Below are 15,331 nucleotides of genomic sequence, written 5' to 3' on the forward strand. Positions count from 1 at the left end.
GCTACTTCTTGTCGTCGGCCTTGCAGGTCAGCCCTTCAGCGGGCTTCGTGAGGTCGTTGATGTAGGCGAGAACGGCATCGTCGACGCAGGCAATTTCGCTGAACGTGCCGCCGTGCTGAGTGCCCTCGACCGTGATGAGCGAGCCGCCGAGCTGCTTGGCGAGGTCGACACCCGCCTGGTACGGCGTGGCCGGGTCGCCGGTGGTCGAGACGACGACGATGTCGGGCAAGCCCTTGACTGTGATCTCGTGCGGCTGCGACGTCGGCGGAACCGGCCAGAGCGCGCACGAGCCGAGCGGTGCTGCTCCAGTGCCGTGACCGTCATCGGTGAACGGCGCGACCTTACGGATCTCGGTGTCGAGCTCGCCGAGTTCCGCGCGGTCCGTCTCCGCAGGCTTGTCCACACACAGGACGGCGGTATGCGCGTCGTCCTGATTCGCATACGTGCCGTCTTCACGGCGGTCCAAGTAGTCGTCCGACAAGGCGAGGAGCGCATCGCCCTTCTGCGGATTGGCCTTCAGTTCGGTCAATCCGGTCGTCAATTTGTCCCACAGTTCCGGGCTGTAGAGCGCCTGGATGGTGCCGGTGATCGCATCGTTGTAGCCCAGTCCGCGCGGATCTTGTGTTGTCGCAGGCTTTTCGATCAGCGGGTTGACGAGGGCACGATACGCGGCGACTGCCTGCGCGGGGTCGGTGCCGAGCGGGCAATCGGGCTTCTCGGCACATTTGGCGGCGAACTTGTCGAAGGCCTTCTGGAAGCCGGTCCACTGCTTGATCCGGGACTCGCGAACGTCTTCGGCCGGGTTGACCGCGCCATCGAGGACCATCGCGCGGACCTTGTCGGGGAAGGTCTCGGCGTACACCGACCCGATGTGGGTGCCGTAGGAGATGCCGATGTAGGTCAACTTCTCGTCGCCGAGTGCGCCACGAATGACGTCCATGTCGTGGGCAACCTCGCGCGTGCCGACGTGCGCCAGGAAGTCCTTGCCGGTCCGCTCGACGCACTTTTCGACGTCGCGCTTGGTCTCGTCTTCCTGCTCCTTGATACCCGCAGGGGAGTTGTCGATATCGAGGTCCTGCCGGTCGGCGTCCTTTTCTTTGTCGTCGAGGCATTTGATCGTCGGTGTCGACGCGCCGATGCCACGCGGATCGAAGCCGATCACGTCGAAGCGCTCACCGATCTCGGTGCCGATACCGAGGCCCGCAAGCCGCAGGCCCGACGCACCCGGACCGCCCGGGTTGATCAGCACCGAACCGATCTTCTTGCCGGTTGCCCGGGTCCGCGAGATGGCAATTTTCGCCTGGTCGCCGTCGGGATTGTCGTAGTCGACCGGAACGTCGATGCGCGCGCACTGGAGTCCGAAGCTGATGCGGCTGCCACCGGCCTCATAGCCCTTGCAGGGACCCCAATCGACGGTCTGGGTGTAGTACTTTTCCAAACCTGCTGGCGCGGCGTCGGACTTGTCGTCCTTTGTCACGAGCTTGAAGATGACGAAACCGATCACCACCGCGGCGACGATTGCTAAAGCCACGAACGCAAACAGCAGGCCGCGTTTGCTCTTTTTCGGCGGTGCGGACGACGGCTGCTCCGGCGTTGGCGGCGGCGGTTGGTCGGGGATCGACATCTTGGCTCCTCGCGGATGAATACCTCGGTCGGGACATCATTGCAGGTCTACCGTTGAGTTCGAGGATCTAATGGCCGACACGGACGTATTGCGCGAAACGGCGCGGGCTGCGTGCTTGCGCCGCGATTGGCGTGAGGCATATCGGTGCCTCGACGAGGCTCGCGGGTGCTGCGAGCTCGATACAGACGAGCTCGATGCGCTCGGCGAGGCCGCGTGGTGGCTCGGGATCGTCAAAGATGCGCTGTGCACGTCCGAGGAGGTATTTCGGCGACTGCAACAAGCAGGTTCCACCCGGCGTGCCGGGATGAAAGCCGTCGAACTGGGTCTGGCGTGGATTACCCGCGGCGACATCGCCATCGGATCGGGGTGGATCAATCGCGCGAAGCGGATTCTCGCCGAGGTACCCGAAGGGCCCGAGCATGGCTACCTCGGCTACCTCGATGCCATGTTGGCGCTGGAATTCGGTGATCTAGAGCCGACGACGGTCCAGGCTCCGGCATTGCAGCAGATGAGTTCGCGCTACGACGCACCTGCGCTCGAATCGCTGGGTCTGGTCTTGTCCGGACTTGCGGATCTGAAGGAATGTCGGACCGTGGCGGGCTTCGCGAAACTCGATGAGGCAATGCTTCCGGTGCTTGCAGATCAAGTACCGCCGCTGTGGGCCACCGACGTGTACTGCACCGTGATTCATGCGTGTCACTTGCTTGCCGATGTGCGACGCATGCGGTCTTGGACCGACGCGCTGGAACGCTGGTCGGCGAACGTGCCTCAAGCTGTGATGGTTACCGGAATCTGCCGCATTCATCGGCTGCAATTGCGCGGGTTCGACGGCGACTTCGAGGTCGTCGAGCGCCTGCTCATCGAGGCCAGTGAGGCATTGACCGACCTGAACGGTTGGATAGCGGGAGCCGGCTTTCATCAGCTCGGCGACGTGCGGCGGATGCGGGGCGACACAGATCAGGCAATGGCGGCTTACGCGCGTGCGCGTGAACTCGGTATCGAGCCGCAGCCTGGCGAGGCCTTGTTGCAACTCGCCATGGGGAAGGGCGCAGCGGCGTGGACGATGCTTCGGTCTGCGCTCGACTGCGAAGATCGCGTCGGCCGGGCGCGACTGTTGCCGAGCGCCGTGCTCGTCGCGCTGTCGCTCGACAAAGTCGACGAAGCCGAAACATGTTGCCAGGAACTGGAATCGCTCGCAGAGGCATATTGGAGTCCGGGCTTTCGAGCGTGGGCGCGCCATTGCCGCGGAGCAGTATTGGTCACGCGACGTGCGTTCGATGAGGGGCTGCGGGCGCTGCAGGCTGCGGCGCGAGACTATCGCGAGCAGCAGACGCGCTACAGTCTTGCGCAGGTGTACGAATGGATGGCGTTGGCGCACAAAGGCATCGGGGACAATGAACTCGCCGATGCCGACGTTGCGACCGCGCTCGCGATCTATCGCCAGCTCGGAGCCGAGCCCGACGTGCGTAGGCTCGATCGTTCCGAACGGCCTGGTGGGCTCACCGCTCGCGAGGTCGAGATCCTCGCGTGCATCGCCCAGGGCGCTACAAACAAGCAGGTCGCTGCGCAGGTGTTCATCACCGAGAAGACGGTCGGGCGTCATCTGGCGAACATCTACGCCAAGCTGGGTGTCTCGTCGCGGACCGCCGCCGTCGCTTGGGCGCGGGCGAACGCGTTGGTCTGACGTACATCATTTGCTGCACGACCTCGTCGGAAAGATCAGGTATTCGCCCGATGTGTGGGCGTCCCCGGATTTCTAACCTCGAAGGTATGACTAGGACACATGTAAGTTTGCAGCAAAACTTCGCGGGAATCGTTCTGACGCAGGGGGATCCCGGTTACGACGACGCACGCGAGATTTTCAACGCGATGATCGATCGGCGGCCCGCCGTGATCGCCCAATGCAGGACGGTCGAGGACGTGAAGGCAGCGCTGGCCTATGGGCAGCGGGAGGGCCTCGACATTGCGGTGCGGTCCGGCGGGCACAGCGTGGCGGGAGCGAGCGTGATAGACGGCGGCTTGGTCGTCGATCTGCGACTGATGAACGAGGTCAGCGTCGACACAGACGCCCGCACTGCCACGGTCGCAGGGGGTGCAACCTGGGCAGATGTCGACCGCGCATGTCAGCCGCACGGTCTGGCAACTGTCGGTGGGCGCGTGTCGTCGACGGGCGTCGCCGGCCTGACGCTGGGGGGTGGGTCCGGCTGGTTCGAACGCAAATTCGGGCTCGCGTCCGACGCGCTCATCTCCGTCGACCTCGTCACGGCCGACGGACGCGAGGTCACTGCCAGTGCCGAAGAGAACCCGGACTTGTTCTGGGCATTGCACGGTGGCGGCGGAAATTTCGGTGTCGCAACACGTTTCGTCTTCGCGCTGCAGCCGTTGCCGGTCACGGCGTTCGCGTTGTTGCTGTGGTTGCCCGAGACTGCTCGCACCCTGCTGCGGACGTATCGCGACATGGTCGACCGTGGCCTGCCCCTCGACCTCGGTGGTGGCATGGCCTATCTGACCGGTCCACCGTTGCCCTTCGTTCCCGACGAGCTGCAGGGCCGGCGGCTCATCGGCATGATCGCCACTTATGCCGGCTCCGAGGCCGAAATGCGTTCGGCGATCGCACCGTTGCTCGCGTTGAATCCGGTCGCGAGCATGATCGCCGAGCTGCCGTACACGGAGATTCAGTCCGCGCTCGACGATCCGCCGGGATTCCGCAACTATTGGTCTGCGCAGCATCTTGCCGCGTTGTCGGACGAGGCGATCGACGTGTTCATTGCACAGGGTGAAGCGATGTTGGTGCCGTCGCCGTCGCAGCATCTGATCCTCCCTTGGGGTGGCGCGGTCGCCGATCACGCCGAGAATTGGCCGCAGCCGCATCGGAGTGCGGCGTGGGTGGTGCATCCGTTCGGGTTGTGGGAAGACCCCGCTGACGACGACTACGTCATCTCCTGGGCGCGCAATGCCGTCGCGGGTTTGCAGCCGTACTCGACGGGCGCGGTGTACCTGAACTTCATCGGCAACGAAGGCGAAGACCGCATCGTCTCCGGATTCGGACGCGACAACTACGACCGACTTACTCGTGTGAAGGCAGAGTACGACCCGGCCAACGTCTTTCGCCTCAACCACAACATCAAGCCATGGACGCCCTGACATCCGGTGAGTGGCTGATCGCGACCATGACTCAACTGCCCCCGGCAACCTGCCTCCAGATCGCCGACGCCAGCGGTCTGGGGGAGGGCGAGACTCGAACGTGGTTGGCGGCCATGACAGTTGCGGAGCTTGTCTCCTTCGACCCGGTCACCGAGACGTACGCATTGGCACAGCCGTAGATTCGGTCCATGCCTTTGATTCAGATCAGTCAGACGCCCGGATTGACGACCGAGCAGAAGCAAGCCGCCATCGCCGCGGTCACCAAGGCCTACGCCGACGCGACAGGGAAGAACCCCGACGCAGTGTGGGTCACGGTCACCGACATCCCTCGCGAGCACTGGGGTGTGGGCGGCAAACCGTTGGGCTGAGGCTCGTCGGGTTCCATCGCCCCGCGGTGGGGGGGGTCAGCCTCGGTAGATTTAAGGGGTGAGCACGATTGGGTTCTCGGTCCCGGAGGAATTCGAGCTTTCGTACGTCGAAGAGCCGATCCTGGATCTGTACTCCTACGGCCCGTGGCGGATTCCGGATGGGCTACTCGACGAGATGCGAAGCCGTGCGCTGAAGTTGGTCGCGGACCCACGGGTCGCCGAGTGGTCGGGCAACGCCAACGAGGCGTATCGAGAACCGAAAAACGGCATTGCAGACACGATCGACGGTGTCTTGGCGTTCCTGTTCGGGGCGTGCGCTGCGCGGTCGGGGTACTGGGGCGAGAAGGTCTTCACCATCACCGATCCGTTGTTCGTCAGCATGGACCGGTCGCGGCCTCGGTGGAACTTCATTCGTGGTCAGGACGGGCGGTGGCGTCCGCCCGGTTGGGTGATCATGGATGCCGCCACGCAGGATCCCGCGCGACGCGAGATCGGCCTGGCGATGCTGCGCGAATGCGTCGAGGTGTACGACGGTCTCGAACCGATCGAAGCCCGTCGCCAAGCCTTACTGGCACTGATCGACGAACGTGCCGCTGACCCGTTCAAGCACTCGTTCGACCTGTCCGCACCGAACGACGAACTCGCGGACCTGTGGGGCGCGGAAGCGTCGGAAGAGATCGTGAACGTGTTGCCGGAGCTGAGCGGTCCGGTCGGGTACATGACCTGGGCGGCAGACGGTTTCGTCGCAATTCATCGGAAGTTGGTGAATGCGGGTGGTGGCGAGAAGCTTCCGCTCGCGCTGTCGAAGTTGCTCCTCGCAGCGGGGGTGAAGTCGGTACCACCGGCGTTGGTGGCATCGATCGGCGTCGACGTGCTCAAAGAGGTCGATACGAAGATGGGAGAGTTGTCCGCCGCGTTCGACACGACCGAGTGGCAGGACGCCACAGTCCGCTGGCTGGTCCGCCTCAGCGTCGACGGCCATCTCGGCGATGTTCGCACGTGGCTGGACATGGCACGGCGACTCGACGGAGCCGCGTACGGACTGCCGAATCGCGCGCAGACGAGGTACTCGTCGCAGTCGTCGTCGGTCCCGGTCTACGACTTCGAGGAAAGCGTGCGCGGCATGGTCACTCGTCGTCGGGTGATCAATTCGATCGCGAAGGCCACCGCGGTCGCCGACGCCGAACCGGTCCTTGCAGCGGACGACGCAACCGCGCAGAAGAACGACCTCTCGATCATCGGGCAGCCCGAACTGAAGCAGACCATCATCGCTGCCGCCGAAAGTGGCGGATCGGCAATGCGGCTGCTGATCGCGGGGCCGCAGGGGACCGGTAAAGGCGTCGCGGTGGATATGGTCGCCGACGCGTTCCGCCGCGTCGGCGTCAACGAACCGACTCGCTGGATCCCCGCCGCATTGTTCACCGACCGCACGACCGCGACCGCGATCGAAGTCCTGCGTCTCGAGGTCGCGGCGTGCGTCGGCAAGCGGGTGCTCGTCGTCGACGGACTCGACGAGTTGGTCACCTCGACCGAGGTCGACCGCAGCCTGATCCGCGAGTTCCAGCGACTGCTCGACGAACACGAGAGTCTCGACGTCATCGCGCTCTGCGGAGTCGACGGCCATCGCGCGGTCTACGGCGCAAACCCCGCGCTGGCCCGCGAGTTCCGGACCGCCGTCACCAAGGATTTCGACGAAGCCGCGTTTGCGGAGTTGTTCCGTCGGAAGGTCGTTCGTCTCGGCTGCACGGTCGACGACGACACCGTCGCAGCGGCCGGAGCCAAGCTGAAGGCGACACCGCCGTTCCGCAACTTGCGCAACGGTCACCTGGCGTCGGCGTTCGCGTCGGACTCGGTCGTCGCTGCCCGCATGCGGACCGGTGAGAACAAGGTCGACGTGACGGTCGAGGACTTTCCGGAGGACGTCACTGGCGCGGTCATCGCGGTCGGCGATCCGATGGGCGAGCTCGACCTGCTCGTCGGGTTGGACAAAGTGAAGGATGAGGTCCGGCTGCTGCGTGCCGAAGCCGCAGCCTTCAAGCTGCGTCGCGACGCGGGGATCGTCGTCGCACCGCCGGCCCGCCACCTCGCGTTCACCGGCAATCCCGGTACCGGAAAGACAACGGTCGCGCGGCTTTTGGCGCGGATCTACAGTTCGGTCGGCTTGCTGACTTCAGGTCACATCGTCGAGGTATCGCGCGCCGACTTGATCGGTCGCTACATCGGGCAGACCACACCGAAGGTCCGCGCGGCTGTCGAACGTGCGCTCGGTGGCGTGCTGTTCATCGACGAGGCCTACTCGTTGACGCCCCCGAATTCATCCAACGACTACGGTCACGAAGCCGTCGCCAGCCTCGTGAAAATGATGGAAGACCACCGAAGCGACCTCATGGTGATCGTCGCAGGTTACGAGCGCGAGATGGACACCTTCTTGATGTCCAACCCCGGTCTCGAGTCGCGATTCGCGCGCCGCATCAAGTTCCCCGACTACACCAAAGACGACTTGAGCGCGATCTTCGAGACGATGGTCCGCGAATCCGGCCTTCGAATGGAAGACGGCGTGCCTCAGCGCGTCTCTGGGATGCTCGCCGCGCAGAAAAGCGACCGCGGCTTCGGCAACGCGAGGGCTGCCCGCAACCTGCTCGAGGCGATTCTCGGTCGCCAAGCGGTCCGCCTGACGAGCATGCCCAAGACCCCCGACACCGACGAAGTCCGGCTCATTCGACTAGTCGACATCCCCGACGTCGAGGAGAAGATCGACGATCGGCCAGGTCAGTACCTCTAAGGCTTTAAGGGCGGGCGCCTATCCACAGAGGGATGGCTATCCACAGGGCAATCTGCGACCTGGGCTTTTGCTGAAGAGCGCATATCAGGGTGTGTCAACGTCTGACCGTGACAGAACCACTCCCGGGACCGTTTCGTCGTTCTGATGTCCTGAAGAACGGTCTTTTGTGCCGGTACCAAGTGGACCGCGACTACGTCCGGCTCTACCCGGACACCTACGTGCACAAAGACATCGAAGTGAATGCGACGGTTCGAGCGCAAGCGGTCTGGTGCTGGTCGGGCGGCCGTGGCACGCTCGCGGGCTGGTCGGCGGCGGCCGTACTGGGAGCCAAATGGATCGATGACAGCGAGCCGGGCGGTCTGAGCTCGGTATGTCACCGCCGAACTCCGGCCGGCATTGAACTGTTTCGCGAGCGGCTGGCCGATGCCGACCGACAGCAGCGGCGCTCCTTAACCGTCACAACACCAGAACGGACTGCATTCGATCTCGGCCGACGCCTGCCGCTCGACCGTGCGGTCGAGGCTGTGGACGCCATCTACCAAGCGACCGGCCTCACGCGCGAGCAACTGTCGAAGTACGCCGACGGTCAGCCCGGGGCACGGGGATTGGTGCAACTTCGCGAGGTCATCGAGCTTTCGGACGAAGGTGCCGAGTCGGTGTGGGAAACGAGGACTCGCATGGCGATCATCGCAGACGGTTTTCCACGGCCGGACTCCCAAGTTCACGTTTACGACGCCGACGGGCGGTTCATCGGTCGCGCGGACCTCGGCTGGCGGAAGTGGCGGGTCCTGGTGGAATACGACGGCGACGACCATTTCAACTACGAGCAACGCAACCGCGATGTCGAGCGGTGGAACGCACTGGAAGCCGCGGGGTGGCGCGTGATCAGAGTCAAGAAGCGGCAGTTGATGTACGGACGCGCGCTACTAATGCGCCAAATTAGTCAAATTCTGCGCGAGGCCGGCGCACCGGTGTAAACGAATGGACTCCCAGTGCTCAATTTCGAGGCGATACTGAGCACTGAGAGTCCACTCGGCGGAACTAGGGGTGTGGACGGTCTGCGCGCTCGATGCGGTCGGCGGCGATGTCGAGGGCCTCGCGGTCGCGGGCCTTACGTAGTTGCTTACCGCGGACCTTGTATCTCGTGACGAAGAAGGCCACGGCAATCCAGGCGAGGACGGCAACGATCGCGCCGACCAGGCTTGCGCCACGGAAGCCGGGGGCTTCGACGTCGAGACTGCGCTGACCGGAATGGGCGCCGTTGCCGCTGCCGAGGACGATCGTGAGGGTCATGAGGTTCGGAATCGCTGCGATGAACGCCAGAACCACGGCTATTCCGCCGATGACCTTGCCGCCGCGTTTGCGAAATCGCAGGCCGCCGATCAGGAGCAGGAAAAGTGGCACGAAAGTACACACCGCGCCGATGACGAGGCCGGTCCCGATTCCGCGGGTGAAGCTTTGATTGGCGATGTTGCCGATCTTGATACCCCACCAGCGCGGAATGAACGCCGACAGCGCGAAGTACATGACGACCAGAATGACCAGCACGACGGCGGCCAAGATCGCGCGTCGGATCCAGACTTGCGCAGCCGGCTTACCTGTTGTTACGGGGGGTGCTTCGCTCTGCGGATTCATCGACCGTCTCCTCCCTATCGGTTCTTCAGAAAGTCGAGCGCTTGGTCCGCATGCGTGTTGGCTCGCAACTCACTGGCGATCACCTTCAACACCGTGCGGTCGGTGTCGATGACAAAAGTCTGCCGTCTGACGGGTGCCAATTTGCCGAGAATGCCCCTTTTGACTCCGAATTGGGTCGCGACAGTGCCGTCGGCGTCGGACAGCAACGGATAGTCGAGCGACTGTTTGGCGGCGAAGCCCTCCAGCACGGAGACGGGGTCGACACTGATGCCGACCTGCGATGCGCCGACTGCCGCGAACTCGCTGTTGAGGTCACGGAAGTGACATGCCTCCGCGGTGCACACCGGCGTGTTGGCCGCTGGATAGAAGAACAGCACGACAGGTCCGTCGGCGAGTAGGTCGTCCAACGACCTCGTCGTCCCCGATTGATCCTGCAGTGCAAACTGTGGTGCCCGATCACCTTGCTTCACTGAACCGACACTACCGGTGCGACGTTGTCTTCGGTGTGGCTGGGATGATGATGCGCATGCATGGCGAGACGACGTCCATCCCACCTGCGCCTTCCATTGCGGGTTCAGGGGATTCGACTACCACCCGCGAACAGTTCCGTCTGCTTGCCGCTGAACATCGCGTCGTTCCGGTGACGCGAAAGGTACTGGCCGACTCGGAAACTCCGTTGTCGGCGTACCGGAAACTGAGCGCAGACGGTCCGGGGACCTTCCTGTTCGAGTCTGCCGAGAACGGCCGGTCGTGGTCGCGGTGGTCGTTCATCGGCACTGGTAGTGCATCGGCGCTGACGGTTACCGACGGCGAAGCGGCATGGCAGGGAACGATTCCCGCCGACGCGCCGTCGGGCGGCAACCCGCTCGAAGCATTGCGCGAAACGCTGGAGTTGTTGCAGACCGAGCGGCTCCCGGGCCTTCCGCCGCTGACGGGCGGAATGGTCGGCTTCCTCGGCTACGACGCGGTACGCAGGATCGAAAAGCTGCCGTCAATCGCCGTCGACGATCTGCACATCCCCGAGATGGTCATGCTGCTGGCGACCGACATCGCGGCGTTCGACCACCACGAAGGCGCGATCACGTTGATCGCCAACGCGGTGAACTGGAACGGCACCGACGAGCGTGTCGACGAGGCGTACGACGATGCGGTCGCGCGGCTGGACAAGATGACCGCGGCATTGGCTGCGCCAGCGGTGTCGACCGTCTCCACGTTCGACCGGCCTCAACCGGAATTCCGGCGCCAGCGCACGACCGAGGAATTCGGCGCGGGCGTTCGTCGGCTCGTCGAGGAAATCGAGGCTGGCGAAGCGTTCCAGGTCGTGCTGTCGCAGCGCTTCGAAATGGACTTCGATGCCGAGCCGATCGACCTCTACCGGATGCTGCGTGCATCGAACCCGAGTCCGTACATGTATCTGCTGCACGTCCCGGACGGTCACGGCGGGACCGCGTTCTCCATCGTCGGATCCAGCCCCGAAGCGCTCGTGACCGTGCAGGACGGCGTCGCGACGACCCATCCGATCGCAGGCACTCGGTGGCGCGGAGCGTCGGAGGAAGACGACATCCTGCTCGCCAAGGGACTGCTCGCCGACGAGAAAGAGAACGCCGAGCATTTGATGCTCGTCGACCTCGGTCGCAACGATTTGGGCCGGGTGTGCGAGCCGGGGACCGTGAAGGTCACCGACTACCGCCACATCGAGCGCTACAGCCACGTGATGCATCTGGTGTCGACGGTGTCGGGCAGGCTCGCGGAAGGCAAGGTCGCGCTCGACGCGGTCGCAGCGTGCTTCCCGGCGGGCACGTTGTCGGGTGCGCCGAAGGTCCGTGCGATGGAACTGATCGACGAGTTGGAACCGACTCGTCGCGGGATCTACGGCGGGATCGTCGGCTACCTCGATTTCGCCGGTGACGCTGACACAGCCATCACCATCCGGACCGCCCTGGTCAAGGACGGCGTCGCCTACGTCCAGGCCGGGGCAGGAGTGGTCGCCGACTCCGATCCCGAGTACGAAGACACCGAAGCGCGGAACAAAGCAATGGCCGTCTTGAGCGCGATCGCCGCGGCCAAGACGGTCCGGGCGTACGGCGGTGCGCCTGCATGACGTCAACGGTCCGGCGCTACCCGATCGTCGCTGCGCTTGCGCTTGCTGTCGCCGCCGCCTGTTTGTGGGGGGCGGGGAAGCTGACGTGGGTGACGGTGCATTCCTCCGACGGACTCGGCGCCGATCGCACCGACGACATCGCGGGCAGTGTCTGGGCAGCGGCACTGACGCCGCTCGCGTTGGTGTTGGTGGCGGGAATCGCCGCGGTCTTCGCCGTTCGCGGATTGGCGTTGCGAGGCCTCGGAGTCGTTCTCGCGGCTGTCGGCGTCGCGGCCGCAATTCCAGCAATCTCGCTGCTCGCAGGTGGTGCCACGAACGACCGCGCGGGTCGGATCGCCGAGTTGAAGGACCGCGCCGTGGTCACCTCGGTACAGACCGCTCCACTTGCCGCTGCGCTTGCGCTCGTGGGTGCTGCGGCAGCTGTCGCAGCCGGAGCGCTGATTGTGGCTCGACGGTCCGACCGCGGCGGTCTGTCGTCGAAGTATGCAAACCCCGCTGTGCGTCGCGAGGCCGCAATTGCAGGTGACGGCGAGGTCTCGCAGCGCTCGCTATGGGACGCGCTCGACGCCGGAGCGGACCCGACAATAGAAGGTGAGTCCGACGTTGGCACCCAAAGATGAGCAACGCCACACGGCCATCTACGCTAATCAGAATTCGAACGCAGCCCGACCGCGTTCGGAAGACGCCCCAGAAAGGATTCGGGCCACGATGACTGTTCTCGACTCGATTCTCGACGGGGTCCGCGCCGATGTCGCCGCCCGCGAGGCCATCACAGACTTCGCCGCGATCAAGGCCGCAGCGCTCAAAGCACCGGCTGCACTCGACGCCATGGCCGCGCTTCGCGAGCCGGGCATCGGTGTGATCGCGGAAGTGAAGCGCGCAAGCCCGTCCAAGGGTCCGCTCGCCGAGATCGCGGATCCGGCTGAGCTGGCACTGGCGTACGAGTCCGGCGGCGCCCGAATCATCAGCGTGCTCACCGAGGGGCGGCGCTTCCACGGCTCGCTCGACGACCTCGACGCGGTTCGCAAAGCGGTCAGCATTCCGGTGCTGCGTAAGGACTTCATCGTCGGCCCGTACCAGATCCACGAGGCTCGCGCGCACGGCGCAGACGTCATCTTGCTGATCGTGGCGGCTCTCGAGCAGCAGGCGCTCGCGTCGTTGCTGGACCGCACGGAATCCCTCGGCATGACCGCGCTCGTCGAGGTCCACACCGAGGAAGAAGCGGACCGCGCGCTCGACGCGGGAGCTTCGGTCATCGGCGTCAATGCGCGCAACCTCAAGACGCTCGAGGTCGACCGTGATTCGTTTGCTCGCATCGCACCCGGATTGCCTTCCGGCGTCTTGAAGATCGCCGAGTCCGGCGTGCGCGGCACGGCAGACTTGCTTGCTTACGCCGGCGCCGGTGCCGACGCTGTACTCGTCGGTGAAGGGCTTGTCACCAGCGGCGATCCGCGGACCGCGGTGGCCGATCTCGTGACTGCAGGTACGCATCCGTCCTGCCCGAAGCCCTCACGCTGAACGTGTGAGTGTGCGCAGCCGTTGTTAGTAGGGGCAGGCTGGACCGATGACAACAGGTGAAGGGTTAACCATGCGAACGACGCCGGATTCGATTCTGGATGCGAAGGGCGCGGGAGTCCCCCGGGCGAGTGCGGGTATCTCGGAGAAGAGCGCGCACGAGCCAGATGTCGGCGGCCACTTCGGCGTCTACGGCGGTCGGCATGTGCCGGAGGCGTTGATGGCCGTGATCGAAGAGGTCACCGCCGAGTACGACAAGGCTCGGATCGATCCGGCGTTCCTCGATGAACTCGACCGTCTGCAGCGCGACTACGTCGGCAGGCCGTCGCCGCTCTACGAGGCAACGCGGCTGAGCGAACATGCGGGTGGCGCGCGAATTTTCCTCAAGCGCGAGGATCTCAACCACACCGGCTCGCACAAGATCAACAATGTGATCGGTCAAGCACTGCTCGCCAAGCGGATGGGCAAGACGCGGATCATCGCCGAGACCGGAGCCGGTCAGCACGGTGTTGCGACGGCCACCGCGTGTGCCTTGTTCGGCCTCGAATGCATCATCTACATGGGTGCGGTCGACACCGAGCGGCAGGCGTTGAACGTTGCGCGGATGCGCCTGCTCGGCTCGAAGGTTGTGTCGGTCGAATCCGGTTCGCGCACTTTGAAGGACGCGATCAACGAAGCGCTGCGCGATTGGGTTACCAACGCGCACAACACCTACTACTGCTTCGGTACCGCAGCCGGTCCGCACCCGTTCCCGATGCTGGTCCGCGACTTGCAAAGAATCATCGGGCTGGAGGCACGCGCACAGGTGCAGGCGCACACCGGGCGGTTGCCCGACGCGGTTACCGCCTGTGTCGGTGGCGGTTCCAACGCGATCGGCATCTTCCACGCATTCATCGACGATCCCGGCGTAAAGCTCGTCGGCTATGAAGCGGCTGGCGACGGCGTCGAAACCGGCAGGCACGCTGCCACTTTCACCGGCGGCACGCCGGGCGCATTTCAAGGTGCGTACTCGTACCTGCTGCAGGACGAAGACGGTCAGACGATCGAATCGCATTCCATCTCGGCAGGTCTCGACTACCCAGGCGTCGGTCCGGAGCACGCGTTCCTGAAGGACACGGGCCGCGCGCAGTACCTCCCGATCACCGACACCCAGGCGATGGACGCGTTGCTGCTCCTGAGTCGTTCGGAGGGCATCATCCCCGCGGTCGAATCCGCACACGCAGTGGCCGGCGCGTTGGAACTCGGCAAGGAACTGGGGGAGGGCGCCATCATCGTCGTCAACCTGTCCGGCCGCGGTGACAAGGACATGGACACGGCTGGTAAGTGGTTCGGGCTGTTCGATAAGGAGTCCGCGAAATGACGTCACGACTCGCACCAACATTCGCCGCCTGCCGCGCCGAGAACCGCGCCGCCCTGATCGGTTACCTGCCTGCCGGCTACCCCGACCTCGCTGGTTCGATCGACCTGTTCAAGGCCATGGTCGAATCCGGTTGCGACATCATCGAAGTGGGCGTCGCCTACTCCGATCCGGTGATGGACGGTCCGACGATTCAGGCCGCCGCCGAGCAGGCGTTGCGCAACGGAATCCGCGTTCGTGACGTCTTCACCGTCGTTGAGCAGATTGCGTCCGTCGGCGGCAAAGCCGTCGTCATGACCTACTGGAACCCAGTGCTTCGCTACGGCGTCGACGCGTTCGCCCGCGACCTCGCAGCCGCAGGCGGGCTCGGCCTCATCACGCCGAACCTCATCCCCGAAGAGGCCGACGAGTGGATCGCCGCGTCGCACGCGCACGACCTCGACCGCATCTTCCTTGTCGCGCCGTCATCGACAGAGGAACGTTTGGCGATGACGCTCGAGGCGAGCAGCGGCTTCGTCTACGCCGCGTCGACCATGGGTGTGACGGGTGCGCGCGACGCGGTCTCGTCGGCTGCACCGGAGCTGACTGCTCGCATTCGCGCCCACTCCGATATCCCGGTGGGTGTCGGCCTCGGTGTGCGGTCCGGCGCGCAGGCTGCGGAAATCGCGCAGTTCGCGGACGGCGTCATCGTCGGGTCCGCGTTGGTTTCGGCGGCGGGAATCGGCGTGGATGCGGTCCGTACTCTCACCACCGAGCTAGCCCAAGGTGTGCGCTCCGCTACCGTTGCGTCGTGACTTCCAGCTTG

14 protein-coding genes are annotated in these 15,331 nt (G+C 64.6%); 11 read left to right on the forward strand and 3 right to left on the reverse strand.

Annotation, left to right across the window (positions count from 1 at the left end; translation table 11 throughout):
- Position 1: 1 nt before the first annotated feature.
- Positions 2 to 1,624 carry an alpha/beta hydrolase gene (locus FGL95_RS07975; protein ID WP_169585669.1) on the reverse strand — a complete coding sequence of 541 codons (1,623 nt, stop codon included), beginning with the start codon at positions 1,622 to 1,624 and terminating at the stop codon, positions 2 to 4.
- Positions 1,625 to 1,694: 70 nt separating this feature from the next.
- Here FGL95_RS07975 and FGL95_RS07980 point away from each other — a divergent pair, with 70 nt between their 5' ends.
- The 6 genes from FGL95_RS07980 (at position 1,695) to FGL95_RS08005 (ending at position 8,895) form a co-directional block, all read left to right on the forward strand.
- Positions 1,695 to 3,308: a LuxR family transcriptional regulator gene (locus FGL95_RS07980; protein ID WP_169585670.1), complete on the forward strand. Its 1,614-nt coding sequence runs from the start codon at positions 1,695 to 1,697 to the stop codon at positions 3,306 to 3,308.
- 86 nt (positions 3,309 to 3,394) lie between these two features.
- Entirely contained in the window at positions 3,395 to 4,768 is a 1,374-nt protein-coding gene (locus FGL95_RS07985) for an FAD-binding oxidoreductase (protein ID WP_169585671.1), read from the forward strand.
- Positions 4,756 to 4,947: a hypothetical protein gene (locus tag FGL95_RS07990; RefSeq protein WP_169585672.1), complete on the forward strand. Its 192-nt coding sequence runs from the start codon at positions 4,756 to 4,758 to the stop codon at positions 4,945 to 4,947. The genes FGL95_RS07985 and FGL95_RS07990 overlap by 13 nt, the downstream gene beginning before the upstream one ends.
- Before the next feature lie 9 nt (positions 4,948 to 4,956).
- A complete protein-coding gene (locus FGL95_RS07995) occupies positions 4,957 to 5,136 on the forward strand; it encodes a tautomerase family protein (RefSeq protein ID WP_169585673.1) in 180 nt (59 codons plus the stop codon).
- A 58-nt stretch (positions 5,137 to 5,194) separates the two neighbouring features.
- Positions 5,195 to 7,918 carry an AAA family ATPase gene (locus FGL95_RS32890; protein WP_169585674.1) on the forward strand — a complete coding sequence of 908 codons (2,724 nt, stop codon included), beginning with the start codon at positions 5,195 to 5,197 and terminating at the stop codon, positions 7,916 to 7,918.
- A 107-nt stretch (positions 7,919 to 8,025) separates the two neighbouring features.
- Positions 8,026 to 8,895, forward strand: a complete 870-nt coding sequence (locus tag FGL95_RS08005) for a DUF559 domain-containing protein (RefSeq protein WP_169585675.1) — start codon at positions 8,026 to 8,028, stop codon at positions 8,893 to 8,895.
- A 64-nt stretch (positions 8,896 to 8,959) separates the two neighbouring features.
- Here FGL95_RS08005 and FGL95_RS08010 read toward each other — a convergent pair whose 3' ends face one another.
- Positions 8,960 to 9,553, reverse strand: coding sequence for a permease (locus FGL95_RS08010; RefSeq protein ID WP_169585676.1), 594 nt, complete (start codon positions 9,551 to 9,553; stop codon positions 8,960 to 8,962).
- Positions 9,554 to 9,567: 14 nt separating this feature from the next.
- Positions 9,568 to 10,023: a redoxin domain-containing protein gene (locus FGL95_RS08015; RefSeq protein WP_169585677.1), complete on the reverse strand. Its 456-nt coding sequence runs from the start codon at positions 10,021 to 10,023 to the stop codon at positions 9,568 to 9,570.
- A 56-nt stretch (positions 10,024 to 10,079) separates the two neighbouring features.
- On the opposite strand from FGL95_RS08015, the gene FGL95_RS08020 reads away from it, so the two are divergent.
- From FGL95_RS08020 to trpA, 5 genes are all read left to right on the forward strand, one after another.
- A complete protein-coding gene (locus FGL95_RS08020; RefSeq protein ID WP_240962811.1) occupies positions 10,080 to 11,654 on the forward strand; it encodes an anthranilate synthase component I in 1,575 nt (524 codons plus the stop codon).
- Complete coding sequence (locus FGL95_RS08025; RefSeq protein WP_169585679.1) at positions 11,651 to 12,274, forward strand: TIGR02234 family membrane protein; 624 nt, start codon at positions 11,651 to 11,653, stop codon at positions 12,272 to 12,274. The genes FGL95_RS08020 and FGL95_RS08025 overlap by 4 nt, the downstream gene beginning before the upstream one ends.
- 88 nt (positions 12,275 to 12,362) lie before the next feature.
- Entirely contained in the window at positions 12,363 to 13,172 is an 810-nt protein-coding gene (gene trpC, locus FGL95_RS08030; RefSeq protein ID WP_169585680.1) for an indole-3-glycerol phosphate synthase TrpC, read from the forward strand.
- Between the two features lie 70 nt (positions 13,173 to 13,242).
- Positions 13,243 to 14,529 carry a tryptophan synthase subunit beta gene (trpB, locus tag FGL95_RS08035; RefSeq protein ID WP_169585681.1) on the forward strand — a complete coding sequence of 429 codons (1,287 nt, stop codon included), beginning with the start codon at positions 13,243 to 13,245 and terminating at the stop codon, positions 14,527 to 14,529.
- Complete coding sequence (gene trpA / locus FGL95_RS08040; RefSeq protein WP_169585682.1) at positions 14,526 to 15,320, forward strand: tryptophan synthase subunit alpha; 795 nt, start codon at positions 14,526 to 14,528, stop codon at positions 15,318 to 15,320. Before trpB ends, trpA begins: the two co-directional genes overlap by 4 nt.
- Positions 15,321 to 15,331 lie beyond the last annotated feature (11 nt).

This window comes from Antrihabitans stalactiti (assembly GCF_012932915.1).
GTDB classification, from domain to species: domain Bacteria; phylum Actinomycetota; class Actinomycetes; order Mycobacteriales; family Mycobacteriaceae; genus Antrihabitans; species Antrihabitans stalactiti.

Bases quoted from the DNA above. Each gene is read 5' to 3' on its own strand.
- FGL95_RS07975 (WP_169585669.1), bottom strand. From the start codon at position 1,624: ATGTCGATCCCCGACCAACCGCCGCCGCCAACGCCGGAGCAGCCGTCG.
- FGL95_RS07980 (WP_169585670.1), top strand. From the start codon at position 1,695: ATGGCCGACACGGACGTATTGCGCGAAACGGCGCGGGCTGCGTGCTTG.
- FGL95_RS07985 (WP_169585671.1), top strand. From the start codon at position 3,395: ATGACTAGGACACATGTAAGTTTGCAGCAAAACTTCGCGGGAATCGTT.
- FGL95_RS07990 (WP_169585672.1), top strand. From the start codon at position 4,756: ATGGACGCCCTGACATCCGGTGAGTGGCTGATCGCGACCATGACTCAA.
- FGL95_RS07995 (WP_169585673.1), top strand. From the start codon at position 4,957: ATGCCTTTGATTCAGATCAGTCAGACGCCCGGATTGACGACCGAGCAG.
- FGL95_RS08010 (WP_169585676.1), bottom strand. From the start codon at position 9,553: ATGAATCCGCAGAGCGAAGCACCCCCCGTAACAACAGGTAAGCCGGCT.
- FGL95_RS08020 (WP_240962811.1), top strand. From the start codon at position 10,080: ATGCATGGCGAGACGACGTCCATCCCACCTGCGCCTTCCATTGCGGGT.
- FGL95_RS08025 (WP_169585679.1), top strand. From the start codon at position 11,651: ATGACGTCAACGGTCCGGCGCTACCCGATCGTCGCTGCGCTTGCGCTT.
- trpC (WP_169585680.1), top strand. From the start codon at position 12,363: ATGACTGTTCTCGACTCGATTCTCGACGGGGTCCGCGCCGATGTCGCC.
- trpB (WP_169585681.1), top strand. From the start codon at position 13,243: ATGCGAACGACGCCGGATTCGATTCTGGATGCGAAGGGCGCGGGAGTC.
- trpA (WP_169585682.1), top strand. From the start codon at position 14,526: ATGACGTCACGACTCGCACCAACATTCGCCGCCTGCCGCGCCGAGAAC.